Annotated in this window: 15 protein-coding genes; 11 read left to right on the top strand and 4 right to left on the bottom strand. The window is 72.4% G+C overall.

Going from position 1 to position 15,896, the window contains the following annotated elements; translation table 11 throughout:
- The first annotated feature begins 95 nt into the window (after positions 1–95).
- A complete protein-coding gene (locus RI138_RS04300) occupies positions 96–593 on the top strand; it encodes a peptidylprolyl isomerase (RefSeq protein ID WP_096629647.1) in 498 nt (165 codons plus the stop codon).
- 112 nt (positions 594–705) lie between these two features.
- Here RI138_RS04300 and RI138_RS04295 read toward each other — a convergent pair whose 3' ends face one another.
- A complete protein-coding gene (locus RI138_RS04295; protein ID WP_311118820.1) occupies positions 706–1,098 on the bottom strand; it encodes a DUF5997 family protein in 393 nt (130 codons plus the stop codon).
- A gap of 58 nt (positions 1,099–1,156) precedes the next feature.
- Between RI138_RS04295 and RI138_RS04290 the strand changes: the two genes are divergently transcribed.
- Together RI138_RS04290 and RI138_RS04285 are read left to right on the top strand one after the other, a co-directional pair.
- A complete protein-coding gene (locus RI138_RS04290; RefSeq protein WP_311118819.1) occupies positions 1,157–1,963 on the top strand; it encodes a LysR family substrate-binding domain-containing protein in 807 nt (268 codons plus the stop codon).
- Between the two features lie 117 nt (positions 1,964–2,080).
- The gene (locus RI138_RS04285) at positions 2,081–3,403 is read left to right on the top strand and encodes a hypothetical protein (protein ID WP_311118818.1); all 1,323 of its coding nucleotides are present in this window, start codon (positions 2,081–2,083) and stop codon (positions 3,401–3,403) included.
- Here the strand turns inward: RI138_RS04285 and RI138_RS04280 are convergent.
- Positions 3,349–3,954: a GOLPH3/VPS74 family protein gene (locus RI138_RS04280; protein ID WP_096629643.1), complete on the bottom strand. Its 606-nt coding sequence runs from the start codon at positions 3,952–3,954 to the stop codon at positions 3,349–3,351. The two genes, RI138_RS04285 and RI138_RS04280, sit on opposite strands and share 55 nt — an antisense overlap.
- Positions 3,955–4,281: 327 nt before the next feature.
- Between RI138_RS04280 and RI138_RS04275 the strand changes: the two genes are divergently transcribed.
- The 6 genes from RI138_RS04275 (at position 4,282) to RI138_RS04250 (ending at position 10,879) form a co-directional block, all read left to right on the top strand.
- Complete coding sequence (locus tag RI138_RS04275) at positions 4,282–5,655, top strand: ankyrin repeat domain-containing protein (protein ID WP_311118817.1); 1,374 nt, start codon at positions 4,282–4,284, stop codon at positions 5,653–5,655.
- 330 nt (positions 5,656–5,985) lie between these two features.
- Positions 5,986–7,014, top strand: a complete 1,029-nt coding sequence (gene argC / locus RI138_RS04270) for an N-acetyl-gamma-glutamyl-phosphate reductase (RefSeq protein WP_311118816.1) — start codon at positions 5,986–5,988, stop codon at positions 7,012–7,014.
- On the top strand, positions 7,011–8,165 hold the full coding sequence (gene argJ, locus RI138_RS04265; RefSeq protein WP_311118815.1) for a bifunctional glutamate N-acetyltransferase/amino-acid acetyltransferase ArgJ: 1,155 nt from the start codon (positions 7,011–7,013) through the stop codon (positions 8,163–8,165). The genes argC and argJ overlap by 4 nt, the downstream gene beginning before the upstream one ends.
- Entirely contained in the window at positions 8,162–9,115 is a 954-nt protein-coding gene (gene argB, locus RI138_RS04260) for an acetylglutamate kinase (protein WP_311118814.1), read from the top strand. The genes argJ and argB overlap by 4 nt, the downstream gene beginning before the upstream one ends.
- Positions 9,112–10,317, top strand: coding sequence for an acetylornithine transaminase (locus RI138_RS04255; RefSeq protein ID WP_096629636.1), 1,206 nt, complete (start codon positions 9,112–9,114; stop codon positions 10,315–10,317). Before argB ends, RI138_RS04255 begins: the two co-directional genes overlap by 4 nt.
- 25 nt (positions 10,318–10,342) lie before the next feature.
- Entirely contained in the window at positions 10,343–10,879 is a 537-nt protein-coding gene (locus tag RI138_RS04250; protein ID WP_019764598.1) for an arginine repressor, read from the top strand.
- A gap of 10 nt (positions 10,880–10,889) precedes the next feature.
- On the opposite strand, the gene RI138_RS04245 is transcribed toward RI138_RS04250, so the two are convergent.
- Positions 10,890–11,597 (bottom strand): L,D-transpeptidase family protein, encoded by a 708-nt coding sequence (locus RI138_RS04245; protein ID WP_311118813.1) that lies wholly within the window; start codon positions 11,595–11,597, stop codon positions 10,890–10,892.
- 163 nt (positions 11,598–11,760) lie between these two features.
- On the bottom strand, positions 11,761–12,963 hold the full coding sequence (locus RI138_RS04240; RefSeq protein WP_311118812.1) for a hypothetical protein: 1,203 nt from the start codon (positions 12,961–12,963) through the stop codon (positions 11,761–11,763).
- 148 nt (positions 12,964–13,111) lie between these two features.
- Between RI138_RS04240 and RI138_RS04235 the strand changes: the two genes are divergently transcribed.
- Together RI138_RS04235 and argH are read left to right on the top strand one after the other, a co-directional pair.
- Positions 13,112–14,305 (top strand): argininosuccinate synthase, encoded by a 1,194-nt coding sequence (locus RI138_RS04235; protein WP_311118811.1) that lies wholly within the window; start codon positions 13,112–13,114, stop codon positions 14,303–14,305.
- Positions 14,306–14,390: 85 nt separating this feature from the next.
- Positions 14,391–15,818: an argininosuccinate lyase gene (argH, locus tag RI138_RS04230; RefSeq protein WP_311118810.1), complete on the top strand. Its 1,428-nt coding sequence runs from the start codon at positions 14,391–14,393 to the stop codon at positions 15,816–15,818.
- Positions 15,819–15,896 lie beyond the last annotated feature (78 nt).

The following is a 15,896-nucleotide window of genomic DNA, read 5'->3' as shown; positions in this document are numbered from 1 at the left end:
CGGGATACCGCCGGGGGGTGGACGGAGGCGGACATCCGACGTGCCGCACCCACCCGGGTTTCCCCTGCGGTTGCCAGGAATGTGAGGATGTCAGCATGACAACCAAGGTCTACTTCGACATCACCATCGACGACGCGCCCGCAGGGCGGATCACGTTCAACCTGTTCGACGACGTCGTCCCCAAGACGACGGAGAACTTCCGCGCGCTCGCCACCGGCGAGAAGGGCTTCGGCTACGCCGGCTCGTCCTTCCACCGCGTCATCACGGACTTCATGCTCCAGGGCGGGGACTTCACCCGCGGCGACGGCACCGGCGGCAAGAGCATCTACGGCGAGAAGTTCGCCGACGAGAACTTCAAGCTCAAGCACGACCGCGTGGGCCTGCTCTCGATGGCCAACGCCGGACCGAACACCAACGGTTCGCAGTTCTTCATCACCACCGTGCTCACCCCGTGGCTGGACGGCAAGCACGTGGTCTTCGGCGAGGTCGCAGACGAGGACAGCATGGCCCTGGTCCGCAAGATCGAGGCGCTCGGCTCCTCCAGCGGCCGTACCAGCGCCAAGGTCACCATCGCCGAGTCCGGCGTTCTCTGACCTGCGTCAGGTCCTCTGACCCACGTCAGGCCCTCGGGCCCGACAGCCGGAATGCCCGGCCGACGCGATGGCGTCGGCCGGGCATTCCGTTGCGCTGTCGGTACCGCGGGGGTCAGTCCGCCTGGGCGGCCCGCTCCGCGTTGCGCTCCTTGATCCGGGCGGCCTCCTTGCGGACCTCCGCCTGGGTGGCGCGCTCCTTCTGCAGCCACTCGGGCATCTCGTTCTTCAGCTGGTCGATCTGCTCGGTGGTGAGCGGCTCGGTGACCCCGCCGCGGGCGAGCCCCGCGATGGAGATGCCGAGCTTCGCCGCGACGACGGGGCGGGGGTGCGGGCCGGTGCGGCGCAGCTCCACCAGCCAGGCGGGCGGGTCGGTCTGGAGGGCGTTGAGCTCGGTGCGCGAGACGGCACCCTCCTGGAACTCGGCGGGGGTGGCCTGGAGGTACACACCCAGCTTCTTCGCCGCGGTGGCGGGCTTCATGGTCTGGGCGGTCTTGTGCGACGTCATGGGTCCAGGGTATCGACCGTGGGACATACCTCCGACCACGGACCGGTAGCCTGAACCCGTGACAGGCTCGGACATCCCCTCATCCTTCAGGCTCGCGTACGTCCCCGGCGTGACGCCCACCAAGTGGGTGAGGGTCTGGCGCGAGCGGCTGCCCGGCACCCCCCTGGAGCTCGTCCAGGCCACGGCGGCCGAGGCACCGGAGCTGCTGGCGGACGGCGGCGCGGACGCGGGCCTCGTACGGCTGCCGGTCGACCGGAACGTCCTGAGCGCCATCCCCCTCTACACCGAGACGACCGTCGTCGTGATCCCCAAGGACCACGTCGCGACCGCCGCGGAGGAGCTCTCGCTCGACGAGCTGGCCGACGAGATCGTGCTGCACCCGCTTGACGACGTCCTCGGCTGGGAGACCCTCCCGGGCCGCCCCGCGATCGAGCGCCCGGCCACCACGGCGGACGCGATCGAACTGGTGGCGGCGGGCGTCGGCGTCCTCCTCGTGCCCCAGTCCCTGGCCCGGCTGCACCACCGCAAGGACCTCACCTACCGTCCGGTCCTGGAGGCCCCCGAGTCGCGCATCGCCCTCTCCTGGCCCGAGGCGGAGATCACCCCCGACCTGGTGGAGGAGTTCATCGGCATCGTCCGGGGGCGCACCGTCAACAGCACCCGTGGCCGCGCGGCCACCCCGCCGCAGCAGACGGCGAAGGCGAAGGCCAAGGACAAGGCGAGGGACAGGGCCAAGGCCACCGGGAAGGCCAAGGGCGGCGGACCGGGCGGTGCCCGGCACAAGTCCGCGTCGGGCAGGAAGCCCCAGGCGGGCGGCCGGGCAGGCGGCCAGAGCGGCAAGCGCGGAAAGCCGCGCGGCCGGTAGCGCCCCGAGCGGTCGGGCCGCACGCGTTCCGGCGGGGACTTCTCCCCTCGGAACGCCACCCCGCGCCGGTTCTCTCGTTGATGGGACAACCGCCGTACGCAGGGGAGCGCCCGTCCGATGCCGAACACCCGCAGAACCCAGCACCTGGTCCTCATCGGGATGCTGCTCATCGCCGTGGCCTTCACCGGACTCCAGCTGACAGCGGTCACCGGACGGGCCTCGCCCGACACCAAGAACTACCTCTCCTACGCCCTGAGCCTCAGCGGTGAGAGCCGGGAGGAAGCGGGCCGGCGGGCCATCGCCTACTCCTGCGACAGCGGGCAGCGCGCGCCCCTGTCCACCATCCCCTGGACCAGCAGGAAGGCGGCGGGGGAGACGGAGGCCGCATGCGTACGCCGACTGACCGACTCGGTCGCCCACTGGTCCCGTAACGGCAACACCTCGGGAATGACCGCGCCGTTCGCGAACCACCGGTTCATGGCCATCTTCGAGGCCCGCCCCGGCTACCCGCTCCTCCTCGTCCCCTTCCTGACCCTCTTCGGCGTGGTGTGGGGCCTCTGGCTCGCCGGGCTGGCCGTCGCGCTGGCGGGGAGTGTCTGCGTTCTGCTCGCCCTCCGCTGCTCGGGCGCCTCCTGGCGTGCGGGACTGGCCGGTCAGGCGCTGTATCTCGCCCTGCCCACCGGCACCGTCGCCATGAACCCGCTCAGCGACGGGCTCACCCTCGCCCTGGGCACGGCGGTCGTCCTCGGCTGTGTCCTGCTGCTGCGGGACCGGCCGCGCCTCGGTGCGGCGCTCGTCGCGGGCGGGCTGGCACTGATGTTCCCGGTGCGCTACTCGCAGGCCCTGCTGCTGGCGGCCGCGCTGGCGGCCGGGTTCACGCTCTGGTGGGGGTGGTGCCGCCTGAGGGGGCGACCGGTGGCCCGTACCGGCGCGGCGGCCGTCCTGTGCGGGGTCCTGGCGGCCTCGATCTACGCGGGCGTCCACCTCCTGTCCTGGCCGACGGGCCAGGACAGCGCCCAGGATCTGCTGACCCACCACTACCGGCGCCCCGACCTGCCGAACCCCTGGCCCGAGTTCTTCGCTCAGGAGTGGGTCTTCTGGACGGCCTGGCTGGGCCGCCAGGCCACGTACCCCGTTCTTCCCGCCCTGCTCGCACTCTCGGCCTGGGCGCTGCTGCGGCGGCGCTCCGTGGTGCTGCCCGTGGCCCTGGCGGCAGGCGCGGCGGGCCTCCTCAACCAGGCGGGCCACCCGAACCTGGCCCAACTTCTCGGCTACCGCCTGATCGTGTTCGTCTGGCTGCTGCCCGTCCTGGCGATCCCGCTGCTCCTGGACCGGCCGCCCCGGCCGGGGCCGGCCCGGCCGGACGCCTCGGTGACCGACGCGGATCAGGGGCCGCGCCAGACATTGGCGAAGGCCGTGTTCTCGATGGTCCGCCGCTGACGTACGGCCTCCAGCTCCATCACCGCGTCGTGAACGGCGGCGACCACGGTGGTCACCGTCTCGTCGTCGAGGCGGAGTTCGTCGTCGGGCGGTCCGCCGTCGAGGCCCACGACCGACGCGAGGGCGGCCAGGACGGGTTCCCCCTCCTCCCGGCGGCCGACGGCCCGGCGGCGGCCGGGCGTATCCACCAGCTCCACGTGCTTCGGGCCGAAGGGCAGCCGGCCGCTCCTCCGCTGCGTCAGCTCGCCGTCCGCCTCCAGGGCGTCCTGGTAGGTGGCCGACAGGTCCCGGCCGCGGCGCCACAGCCAGTCCTCGATCCGCTCGTAGGGGGGTTGCGGGGTGATCAGCCCCGCGGCCTCGCCGAGCAGCCGATCGTCCGGCGCGGACGCCCCGCCCGGCACGATGCGGTCGTCGTCCACGGTGACGGCTCCCGCACCGATGAGATCGAGCAGCTCGGCTCCCGCGAGTGCGAGCGACAGGTCGCCCTGCCCCACGGTGTGTTCCGGCGCCGGGTCCATCGCGATGATGAACAGGTCTTTCGCCGTGGTCATGAACGGCTCCCCTCAAGAGCGTCGGCCGAGGACGGGACCCCACCGGCCGAGACCGGCCCGGGGCCGGATCGGCGGCGAGGTGACTGCCACGACCAGTATCGCCCCCCGCCCCTGATCCGCGGTGCTCACCTTCTCCCACGCCTCGATCGCTCGCACCGACGACCGTCCGGTCCAGCCCGTAGGGAACGCCGCGGACGCCTCCGCCGTTGTCTCCGAGTTCGCCGTCGTCCTCCCGGTCACGGTGGTGGTGACGGTGCCCCGAGTACGGGACGGGGGGGTACGGGCCGAGCAGGCGACGGCAGTCACGGAACAGAGGGGAACGGCACATTGAACGCCAAGGAGTTGATCGCGGGGGTCCGGCGGGGGGACGCCGAGGCGGTGACCGCGCTGCTGGAGGCGGGGGCGGTCCCGGACACGGCCACGGAGGACGGCCTGCCGGTGCTGTGCCTGGCGGTCGGCGCCTATCACGTCGCTGTGGCCGAGGCTCTGGTCGAGGGCGGCGCGAACCCGGACCGCAGGCTTCCGGACGGCACGACCCCGCTGGTACGGGCCATCGACGGAGGCTCTCCGGCGATGGTGAAGGCCGTGCTGGGCCGGGAACCCCGGCTGCGCCTCCCGGAGGCCGAACGGCAGCACCTGCTCTCCCTGGCCCGGGACCGGTACGAGCGGGGCGCGGAAGCCGGGCTCCGGAGCAGGACGAGCGGAACCGGCCCCGTGCACCGGGCCCGGGTGAAGGACGACGAGTACGACCACGTGACGCAGCTGACGCTGGAAGGCGCCACGGTCCGCGCCGGGCACGGTGCGATCCTGACCGATCTGGAGTGGGCCTTCCGCGTCCTGACGCCCGTGGACGAGCTGGTGGCCAGGGCCGTGGCGCAGCCGGACGCGGACCACGTCGACTGGTCGTCCGCCCGATGGGTCCTCAGCGAACGCCGCAGCAAGGAGACCTGGTCCGCCGTCGCGGCGCACCGCCACAGCCCGCATCCGGAGTGCCGTCGCTTCGCCCTCGACGTCCTCCGCTGGTACGAGCTGACGCGGTCGAGCCGGCGGAACTCCTACCGGAAGGAGACGGCGGAGCTGCTCGAAGCCTGGGCCGACGAGGGCGAGGACGACCCGGCCGTCCTCGCGGAGGTGCTCAACGTCCTGAGCGAGACGGAGCACCGGGCGACGGACGCGGTGGGACTGCGGTACGCCGACCACCCGGACCCGCGCGTCCGCGCGGAGGTCCCCGGCCTCCTGCTCAGCCGGGACGCGCCTGGCACCGTCCTCGGCGCGGCGGCCCGGGCCGCCCTGCTGGAGCTCGCCGGGGACGGGCACGGGACGGTGCGCGCCGGGGCCGGCCGGGCTCTGGTCGCGGCTCATGACGGCGGCGCCGAGGTCACGGACGCCATCGTCGCGCTGCTCCAGGATCCGGCGGCCGACGTGCGGGCCCTCACCGCCGAGGCTGTCGCGGACGGCGCGGACCGTACGGTCGCCGTCGCCGACGCCCTGGTGGCCCTGCTCGACGAGGACGACCTGGGGACGCGGCTCAACGCCGCCTACGGCCTCCTGCGCCGGAACGACCCGCGTACCGGGGAGGCGATCGAACGCGTGGGGTCCCACATGCGCCCCGGCTACGAGCACGACCACCGCCTCGCCGCGTTCTGGAGATGGGAGTGGGCCCGGGAGGACCGCCCGGAGGCCCGCTCCGCCGAGCGGTGAGCCCCCTCCCGGAGCCCTGCCGCCCGGCTGCGGTTCCGCGCCGCGCACATCGCTCGCAGCGATTCGCGGGGAGCGGGCCTCGGAACGGCGTCCACGCACACCGCCCATCGCACGACGGCGTGATCCCCGGTCGACGACTTCGCCCCGGAGGCGGCGTTCCGGCAGTACGTCCACCGTCATGTCCCCGCATGTCCCCGACTTGGTGGCCATCACCGTGGTTCTGAGCGCCCCCGTCCTTCCCGATGTCGCCTTCCTGGCCGCTCGATGATCACTCGTTGCATAAAAGTGCGGCGCTGCGTATAGTCATGCCATCAACGAGGAGGGTCACCGATGGTCGTACGTGCAGCAGTGGCAGGAGCGAGCGGATACGCCGGCGGTGAGCTGCTCCGCCTCCTGCTGGCGCACCCCGACGTCGAGATCGGTGCGCTCACCGCTCACTCCAACGCCGGACAGGCGCTCGGCCCGCTCCAGCCGCATCTGCGGCCGCTGGCCGACCGGGTGCTGGAGCCCACCACCGCCGAGGCCCTCGCCGGGCACGACGTCGTCTTCCTCGCTCTGCCGCACGGGCAGTCCGCCGCCGTCGCCGAGCGGCTCGGGGACGAGGTGCTCGTGGTGGACATGGGGGCCGACTTCCGGCTGAAGGACGCCGGGGACTGGGAGAAGTTCTACGGGTCCCAGCACGCCGGGACCTGGCCCTACGGGCTGCCCGAGCTGCCGGGCGGGCGGGACGCGCTCGCCGGGTCGCGGCGGATCGCGGTGCCCGGGTGCTACCCGACCGCCGTGTCCCTCGCGCTCTTCCCGGCGTACGGAGCGGGCATCGCCGAGCCGGAGGCCGTGATCGTCGCCGCGTCCGGCACCTCGGGTGCGGGCAAGGCCGCCAAGCCGCATCTGCTCGGCTCCGAGGTGATGGGGAACATGACCCCGTACGGCGTCGGCGGCGGGCACCGCCACACGCCCGAGATGATCCAGAACCTCAGCGCCGCCGCCGGTGAGCCGGTCACCGTCTCCTTCACGCCCACCCTCGCCCCCATGCCGCGCGGCATCCTCGCCACGTGCAGCGCGAAGGCGAAGCCCGGCGTGAGCACGGGGAGCCTGCGCGCGGTCTACGCGAAGGCGTTCGCGGACGAGCCGTTCGTGGACCTCCTGCCCGAGGGGCAGTGGCCCGCCACCGCCTCGGTGTACGGGTCCAACGCCGTACAGGTCCAGGTCGCGTACGACGAGGCCGCCGGGCGGATCGTCGTCGTCGCCGCCATCGACAACCTCGCCAAGGGCACCGCGGGCGGTGCCCTCCAGAGCATGAACATCGCCCTCGGACTCCCCGAGGACACAGGTCTTTCGACGATCGGAGTCGCACCGTGAGCGTCACGGCAGCACAGGGATTCTCGGCGGCGGGCATCGCCGCGGGGATCAAGGAGAGCGGTAACCCGGACCTGGCCCTCGTGGTCAACCACGGGCCCCGTCGCGCCGCCGCGGGCGTCTTCACCTCCAACCGCGTCAAGGCCGCCCCCGTGCTCTGGTCGGAGCAGGTCCTCAAGGGCGGCGAGGTCACCGCCGTCGTCCTCAACTCCGGTGGCGCCAACGCCTGTACGGGACCCAAGGGCTTCCAGGACGCCCACGCCACCGCCGAGAAGGTCGCCGAGGTGCTGGACGGGCACAGCGCGGGCGAGGTCGCCGTCGCCTCCACCGGGCTCATCGGCATCCTGCTCCCCATGGACAAGCTGCTTCCCGGCATCGAGCAGGCGGCCGCAGCCCTCAGCGAGCACGGCGGTGAGAAGGCCGCCATCGCCATCAAGACCACCGACACCGTGCACAAGACGGCCGTCGCGGGCGGCGAGGGCTGGACGGTGGGCGGTATGGCCAAGGGCGCGGGCATGCTCGCCCCGGGCCTGGCCACCATGCTCGTCGTCATCACCACCGACGCCGATGTGGAAGCCCCCGTGCTGGACGCCGCGCTCCGCGACGCCACCCGGACCACCTTCGACCGGGTCGACTCCGACGGCTGCATGTCCACCAACGACACCGTGCTGCTGCTCGCCTCCGGCGCCAGCGGCATCACGCCGGAGCAGGGCGCGTTCGCCGAGGCCGTCCGGGCCGTCTGCGCCGACCTCGCCCGGCAGCTCATCGGGGACGCCGAGGGCGCCTCCAAGGACATCCGGATCGAGGTGATCAACGCGGCCACCGAGGACGACGCCGTCGAGGTCGGCCGGTCCATCGCCCGTAACAACCTCCTCAGGTGCGCCATCCACGGCGAGGACCCCAACTGGGGCCGTGTCCTCTCCGCCATCGGCACGACAAAGGCGGCCTTCGAGCCGGACCGGCTCAACGTCGCCATCAACGATGTCTGGGTCTGCAAGAGCGGCCAAGTGGGCGAGGACCGCGACCTCGTCGACATGCGCTACCGGGAGGTCAAGATCACAGCCGACCTCGCCGCGGGCACCGAGTCCGCCGTCATCTGGGCCAACGACCTCACCGCGGACTACGTCCACGAGAACAGCGCGTACAGCTCATGAGCGCCGCGCGGAAGCACACCGCACTCCCGAAGGCGCAGATCCTCATCGAGGCGCTGCCCTGGCTGACCCGGCACAACGGCAAGACCGTCGTCATCAAGTTCGGCGGCAACGCCATGATCGACGAGGAGCTGAAGGCCGCCTTCGCCCAGGACGTCGTCTTCCTGCGCCACGCCGGCCTCAAGCCCGTCGTCGTGCACGGCGGCGGCCCCCAGATCAGCGCTCAGCTCGACAAACAGGGCCTGGTCAGCGAGTTCAAGGCCGGGCTGCGGGTCACCACTCCCGAGGCGATGGACGTCGTACGGATGGTGCTCGCCGGACAGGTCCAGCGCGAGCTGGTCGGTCTCCTCAACCAGCACGGCCCGCTCGCCGTCGGCATGACCGGCGAGGACGCCCACACCATCACCGCCACCCAGCACCGGCCCACCATCGACGGCGAATCCGTCGACATCGGCCGGGTCGGCGAGATCACCGCCATCGACACCGGGGCCATCCAGGCGCTGCTGGACGACGGCCGCATCCCGGTCGTCTCCTCCATCGCCCGCTCCGCCGACGACCACCACGTCTACAACGTCAACGCCGACACCGCGGCCGCCGCGCTCGCCGCCGCCCTGGGCGCCGAGACGCTGATGGTCCTCACGGACGTCGAAGGGCTCTACGAGGACTGGCCCAACAGCGACGACGTGATCAGCCGGCTCACCGCCAGCCAGCTGGAGAAGCTGCTGCCCGAGCTGTCCAGCGGCATGGTCCCCAAGATGCAGGGCTGTCTGCACGCCGTGCGCAACGGCGTCGAGACCGCCCGCGTCATCGACGGCCGGGTCCAGCACTCGATCCTGCTGGAGATCTTCACCGACGAGGGCATCGGAACCATGGTCGTGCCGGACGCCTCCACCGACGTACGGGCAGCCGGCGTACGGACAACCGACGGACACCAGCAGCAGGGGGAATCATGACCGGCACCGGAGCCGAAGGGCTCACCTCGCGCTGGCAGGGCGCGCTGATGGACAACTACGGCACCCCCCGCCTGCCCCTGGTCCGCGGCGAGGGCGCCCACGTCTGGGACGAGGACGGCAACCGCCACCTCGACTTCGTCGGCGGGATCGCGGTCAACGCCCTCGGCCACGCCCACCCTGCCGTCGTCGAGGCCGTCTCCACCCAGGTGGCCTCCCTCGGCCACGTATCGAACCTGTTCATCGCCGAGCCGCCCGTCGCGCTCGCCGAGCGGCTGCTCCAGCTGTTCGGCCGCGAGGGCCGGGTCTTCTTCGCCAACTCGGGCGCGGAGGCCAACGAGGCCGCCTTCAAGATCGGCCGGCTCACCGGGCGCACCCACATGGTCGCCACCGACGGCGGCTTCCACGGCCGGACGATGGGTGCGCTCGCCCTCACCGGACAGCCGGGGAAGCAGGAGCCGTTCCGCCCGCTCCCCGGTGACGTCACCCATGTCCCGTACGGGGACGTGGACGCCCTGCGGGCGGCGGTGACCACCGACACCGCCCTCGTCATCATCGAGCCGATCCAGGGCGAGAACGGTGTCGTCGTGCCGCCCAAGGGCTATCTGGAGGCCGCCCGGGAGATCACCCGAGCGACCGGGACCCTGCTGGTACTGGACGAGGTGCAGACCGGGATCGGGCGCTGCGGCCAGTGGTTCGAGCACCAGGCCCACCAGGGCGTCGAGCCCGACCTCGTCACCCTTGCCAAGGGGCTCGGCGGCGGTCTGCCGATCGGTGCGACCGTCGCGTTCGGGCCGGCGGCGGACCTGCTGAAGCCGGGTCACCACGGCACGACGTTCGGCGGGAACCCGGTCGCCTGCGCCGCCGGACTGGCGGTCCTGGACACCCTCGCGGCCGACGGCGTGCTCGACGACGTCAAGCGGCTCGGCGAGAAGATCCGCGACGGAGTCGAGGCGCTGGGCCACCCGCTCGTATCCCATGTCCGCGGCAGTGGCCTGCTGCTGGGTATCGTGCTCACCGGACCCCTCGCACCGCAGGTGCAGCAGGCGGCCCAGGGAGCCGGCCTCCTGGTGAACGCGCCCGCCCCCGATGTCGTACGGCTCATGCCGCCGCTGATCATCGGTGACGCGGAGGTGGACGCGTTCCTGGAGATCCTGCCGAGCGCTCTCGACGCGGCACACGGGGACGGACGATCCGGAGCATGACCCTCCGGAGAATGAGGCGACGACGATGACCGAGGCGCAGGAAACCGAGCACGGCGGACCGTCCGTGCCGCAGACCCGCACCGCCCGCCACCGCCGGATCGTGGACATCCTGAACCGGCAGCCGGTCCGCTCGCAGAGCCAGCTGGCCAAGCTGCTCGCCGACGACGGGCTGAGCGTCACTCAGGCGACGCTCTCCCGCGACCTCGACGAGCTGGGCGCGGTGAAGATCCGCAACACCGGCGGCGAGCTGATCTACGCGGTGCCCAGCGAGGGCGGATTCCGCACCCCGCAGGCCCCGTTGGGCGGCTCGGCCAAGGAGGAGCGGATGCGCAGGCTCTCGGCCGAACTGCTCATCTCGGCGGAGGCGTCGGCCAATCTCGTGGTGCTCCGTACGCCGCCGGGCGCGGCCCAGTTCCTCGCCTCGGCGATCGACCAGGCCGAGCTGCACGACATCCTCGGCACCATCGCGGGCGACGACACGCTGATGCTCATCAGCCGCGACCCGAACGGCGGCCAGGCGCTCGCCGACCATCTGCTGAGGCTCGCTCAGAACGACCGCTGAGCGGCCCCGTTCAGTAGCGCGTGATCGCGGTCGGGCCCGATGAGGTCCCGACCGCGATGTGCGGGCGCCGCTCCGGCTCGGCCCAGGCCAGGATCCTGGCCATGGCCTCCGCGGGGACCGAGACGCATCCGGCCGTCGCCCCGCGCCCGTTCACATGCAGGAAGATTCCGGCGCCCCGGCCGCGTACGGGCTCGTCGTAGTTGAAGCCGATGACCAGCGCCCGGGCGTACTGCGTGCCGTAGGTGACCAGGTGCTCGGCCTCGTCCGCCCGGCAGTCGGCGGGGCGCGGCTCCACCCACCGGTTGTACGCGCGCGAGGCGTTGTCCTGGCACCACCAGGAGTCCTCGGTCACCTTCCGGTACGGGTACGTCGTGCCCGCCGGGGCCTCCTCGACGCCGAAGGCGTACGGCAGGTCGTACAGGCCGGTCGGCGTGGTGCTGGTGCCCTGCTCACGGGCCGCCCCCTCGGCCAGCCCGTTCGCCCCGAACCGCGCGGGCGCGGAACCGGCCTTCGTCCATCTGCCGCCGCGCCGCTCCCACCAGGTCACCGTGCCCGTCGTGGACCCCGTGTCCGGGGCCTCGGCGGTGATGAGCTGGGAGCCGCCCCCCGTGTCCGCCATCCGGTACGGCAGGGGAGGCGGCGTGCCGGCGGGGGCGGCCCCGAGGGAGCCGGTGGCCAGGTTGAGGAGCACGGCGAAGGTCAGCAGCGGTCGGCGCATGCTCCGGACCGTACGGCGGCCGGGGGCGACGGCCCACCGGACCTGCTCCGTACGGCCCAGCGGCTCACTCCGGCAGGGATGCCCCGTCGTCAGGAGCGGCAGCGGGATGGGCAACCGCTACAGTCCGTCAATACGCCCGTATGTTTGTCCCATGGGCTGATTATCAACTCCGCCCGATCTTGTGGTGCCGCCCCGCCGCCCGCAGCAGCCGCTGCGCCGCCACCCGCACCGCGCGCGGCCGCTCGGGCGCAGTGCGTTCGCGCAGCAGGGCCTCCGGAATCCCGGCGGCCTCCGGCAGCAGGGCCCGGGTCGCCGCCCGCACCACGGCCGGGCTCGGGTCGTCCAGCGACGGCGTCAGCCGCTCCCGGACCACTTCGTCCAGCGCGCGCAGCCCGGTGATCGCGTGCAGGCGCACGGCGGGCAGCGGGTGCTCCACCAGATCCCACAGCGTCCCGGCGTCCGCCGCGCGGTTCCCGCACTCGCCCAGGCCCGCCGCCGCTCCCGGATGCGCGGCGGGCTCGGCGCACAGGGCCCGGTACAGGGGGAGCGGGTCGATGCCGCCCTGCCGCAGGACGTATCGCGCGCAGGCCCGCACGACGGAGGAGCGGTCTGCCAGGAACGGCCGCGCCTCGCCGGGCCGCCCCGCCCGCCGCAACGCGGTCACTCCGGCAGCGCGCACCCGGGCGGCGCGGGCCGTCAGCAGCCGGTCCAGCGCGGCGGCCCCGGACTCCGCCCCGCTCGCGTCCGCGGACCCGGCCAAGGTGGCGACGGCGGCCTCCGCGCAGAGGTCCTGGAGCGTGACGTCACCGCAGGTCGCGGCCGTGGCGGCCAGCTCCACCGCAGTCAGCAGCCCGCGCTCCACCGCGATCCGGTACGCCAGCCGGTACGTCGTCCGGTCCCGGTGCGACATCAGCGCCACGACATCCGCCGCCGGGCCCTCTCGAAGCGCGCGCTCCAGCAGCGCGCGGGCGTATCCGCCCTGGGCGCGCCGGGACAGCAGCAGGATCAGCTCCGCGAGCGGAAGCAGCTCGCCCCCGGGCAGCCCGCCTAGCAGCGTCCGCGCCCGTTCCCGTACCGGCTCCACCCAGTCGGCGCACCGCACCACCAGGAGCGGGCGCAGCTCCGGGCCGCCGCCGAACCCCTCCAGCGCCGCTTCCCGGATCCGCCCGTCCGGGTGGCACAGGGCCAGTGCGGGCGGAAGGGGCGGTGGCGGCGGTGTACGGGCGCGGTGGGCGAGGGCCGCCCGTACGGCGGTGTCGAAGGCCACCCACGCCTCGGCCGAGGCGCACTCCAGCGCTTCGTCCGGAGCTGCGCCCCCGGACACCCGCACCACGGCCTCCCGGGCCTTCTCCTCGCTGCCGTTCACGTGGGCCTCCCATCGTCAGCTGCCGATGCTAGATGCCGACCGGCCCAGGAGCGCCGCCATTTCCACCGCCCTGACCTGGAGCTTTGACAAGTCATACGGAGGTCTGCATAGTTATGCCTACCAGTGAATGCACCGTAAGGAGAAACCCGTGACCGAGCGCGTCGTACTCGCCTACTCGGGCGGCCTGGACACCTCCGTCGCCATCGGCTGGATCGCCGAGGAGACGGGCGCCGAGGTCATCGCCGTCGCCGTGGACGTCGGACAGGGCGGCGAGGACCTGGACGTCATCCGCAAGCGCGCGCTCGCCTGCGGTGCGGTCGAGGCCGAGGTCGCGGATGCCAAGGACGAGTTCGCCGAGGAGTTCTGCCTCCCGGCGATCAAGGCCAACGCCCTCTACATGGACCGCTATCCGCTGGTCTCGGCCCTCTCCCGGCCGACGATCGTCAAGCACCTCGTCGCCGCCGCCAAGAAGCACGACGCCCAGATCGTCGCCCACGGCTGCACCGGCAAGGGGAACGACCAGGTCCGCTTCGAGGCCGGCATCTCCGCGCTCGGCCCCGACCTGACGTGCATCGCCCCGGTCCGCGACTACGCGATGACCCGGGATAAGGCGATCGCCTTCTGCGAGGAGAAGAACCTCCCGATCGCGACCACCAAGAAGTCCCCGTACTCCATCGACCAGAACGTCTTCGGACGCGCCGTCGAGACGGGCTTCCTGGAGGACATCTGGAACGCCCCGATCGAGGACATCTACGAGTACACCGCCGACCCCGCCACCCCGCGCGAGGCCGACGAGGTCGTCATCTCCTTCAAGGAGGGCGTGCCCGTCGCCGTCGACGGCCGTCCCGTCACCGTCCTCCAGGCGATCCAGCAGCTCAACGAGCGGGCCGGGGCCCAGGGCATCGGCCGGATCGACATGGTCGAGGACCGGCTCGTGGGCATCAAGTCCCGTGAGGTGTACGAGGCCCCCGGCGCGATCGCGCTGATCACCGCCCACCAGGAGCTGGAGAACGTCACCGTCGAACGCGAGCTGGCCCGCTACAAGCGGCAGGTCGAGCAGCGCTGGGGCGAGCTGGTCTACGACGGCCTGTGGTTCTCCCCGCTCAAGCGCGCGCTGGACGGCTTCATCGACGAGGCCAACCAGCACGTCACCGGCGACATCCGGATGACCCTGCACGCGGGCCGGGCCGTCGTCACCGGCCGGAAGTCCGAGGAGTCGCTGTACGACTTCAACCTCGCCACCTATGACTCGGGCGACACCTTCGACCAGTCCAAGGCGCAGGGCTTCATCGAGATCTTCGGCCTCTCCTCGAAGATCGCGGCCAAGCGCGACCTCGCCTGACCTCTTCGCCGTACAGCCGCCTCCCTGCCCGTGCGCGGCGGGGAGGCGGCCGCATATTCGCACCCTTGCCCATGAGGAGCACGCAGTGAGCAGCAACAACGGTGACGTCCGGCTCTGGGGCGCCCGGTTCGCCGACGGACCGGCCGAGGCCCTGGCCAGGCTGTCGGCCTCCGTCCACTTCGACTGGCGGCTCGCGCCGTACGACATCGCAGGCTCCCGCGCCCACGCGCGCGTCCTCAACAAGGCGGGCCTCCTCACCGAGGACGAGCTGACCCGGATGCTCGCCGGGCTCGACCGGCTCGAAGCCGACGTCACGGACGGCTCGTTCACCGGAACCATCGCCGACGAGGACGTCCACACCGCCCTGGAACGCGGACTGCTGGAGCGCCTCGGCCCCGACCTCGGCGGCAAGCTGCGGGCCGGACGGTCGCGCAACGACCAGATCGCCACCCTCTTCCGGATGTACCTGCGCGACCACGCCCGGATCATCGGCGGCCTGCTCGCCGAGCTTCAGGGCGCGCTGGTCGGCCTCGCCGAGGCCCACCCGGACGTGGCGATGCCGGGCCGCACCCACCTCCAGCACGCCCAGCCCGTGCTCTTCGCCCACCATGTGCTGGCCCATGTGCAGTCCCTGTCCCGGGACGCGGAGCGGCTGCGCCAGTGGGACGAGCGCACGGCCGTCTCCCCGTACGGCTCCGGGGCACTCGCCGGGTCCTCGCTCGGGCTCGACCCCGAGGCGGTCGCCGCCGACCTGGGCTTCGAGCACGGCTCGGTCGCCAACTCCATCGACGGCACCGCCTCGCGGGACTTCGTCGCGGAGTTCGCTTTCATCACCGCGATGATCGGCGTGAACCTCTCCCGGATCGCGGAGGAGGTCATCATCTGGAACACGAAGGAGTTCTCCTTCGTCACCCTGCACGACGCCTTCTCCACCGGCTCATCGATCATGCCGCAGAAGAAGAACCCCGACATCGCCGAGCTGGCCCGGGGCAAGTCCGGTCGCCTCATCGGCAATCTGACCGGCCTGCTCGCCACGCTCAAGGCGCTCCCGCTCGCGTACAACCGGGACCTCCAGGAGGACAAGGAGCCCGTCTTCGACTCCTGCGACCAGCTGGAGGTCCTGCTGCCCGCCTTCACCGGCATGATGGCCACCCTCACCGTCAACCGCGCGCGCATGGAGGAGCTGGCCCCGGCGGGCTTCTCGCTCGCGACCGACATCGCGGAGTGGCTGGTCAAGCAGGGCGTCCCCTTCCGGGTGGCGCACGAGGTGGCGGGCGCCTGCGTGAAGGAGTGCGAGCAGCACGGCATCGAGCTCGACCAGCTCACCGACGAGCAGTTCGCCACGATCTCCCAGCACCTCACCCCCGAGGTCCGCACCGTCCTCAACGTGCGCGGCGCCCTCGCCTCCCGCAGCGGCAGGGGCGGCACCGCGCCCTCCGCCGTCGCGGTACAGCTGGCCGAGGTGAAGCGGGACCTGGAGGTCCAGGCCGACTGGGCGGCCGCCCGCTCGTAGGACGCCACAGCCGTACGCACGGTGCCGTCACAGGTGTACGAAAGGCGTCGCGGGCTACGTTGACCGGGGTAGGAGTAT

It is taken from the genome of Streptomyces durocortorensis, assembly GCF_031760065.1.
Lineage (GTDB): Bacteria > Actinomycetota > Actinomycetes > Streptomycetales > Streptomycetaceae > Streptomyces.
The sequence above is the reverse complement of the archived record's forward strand: the minus strand, read 5'-3'. Positions and strand labels throughout refer to the sequence as shown.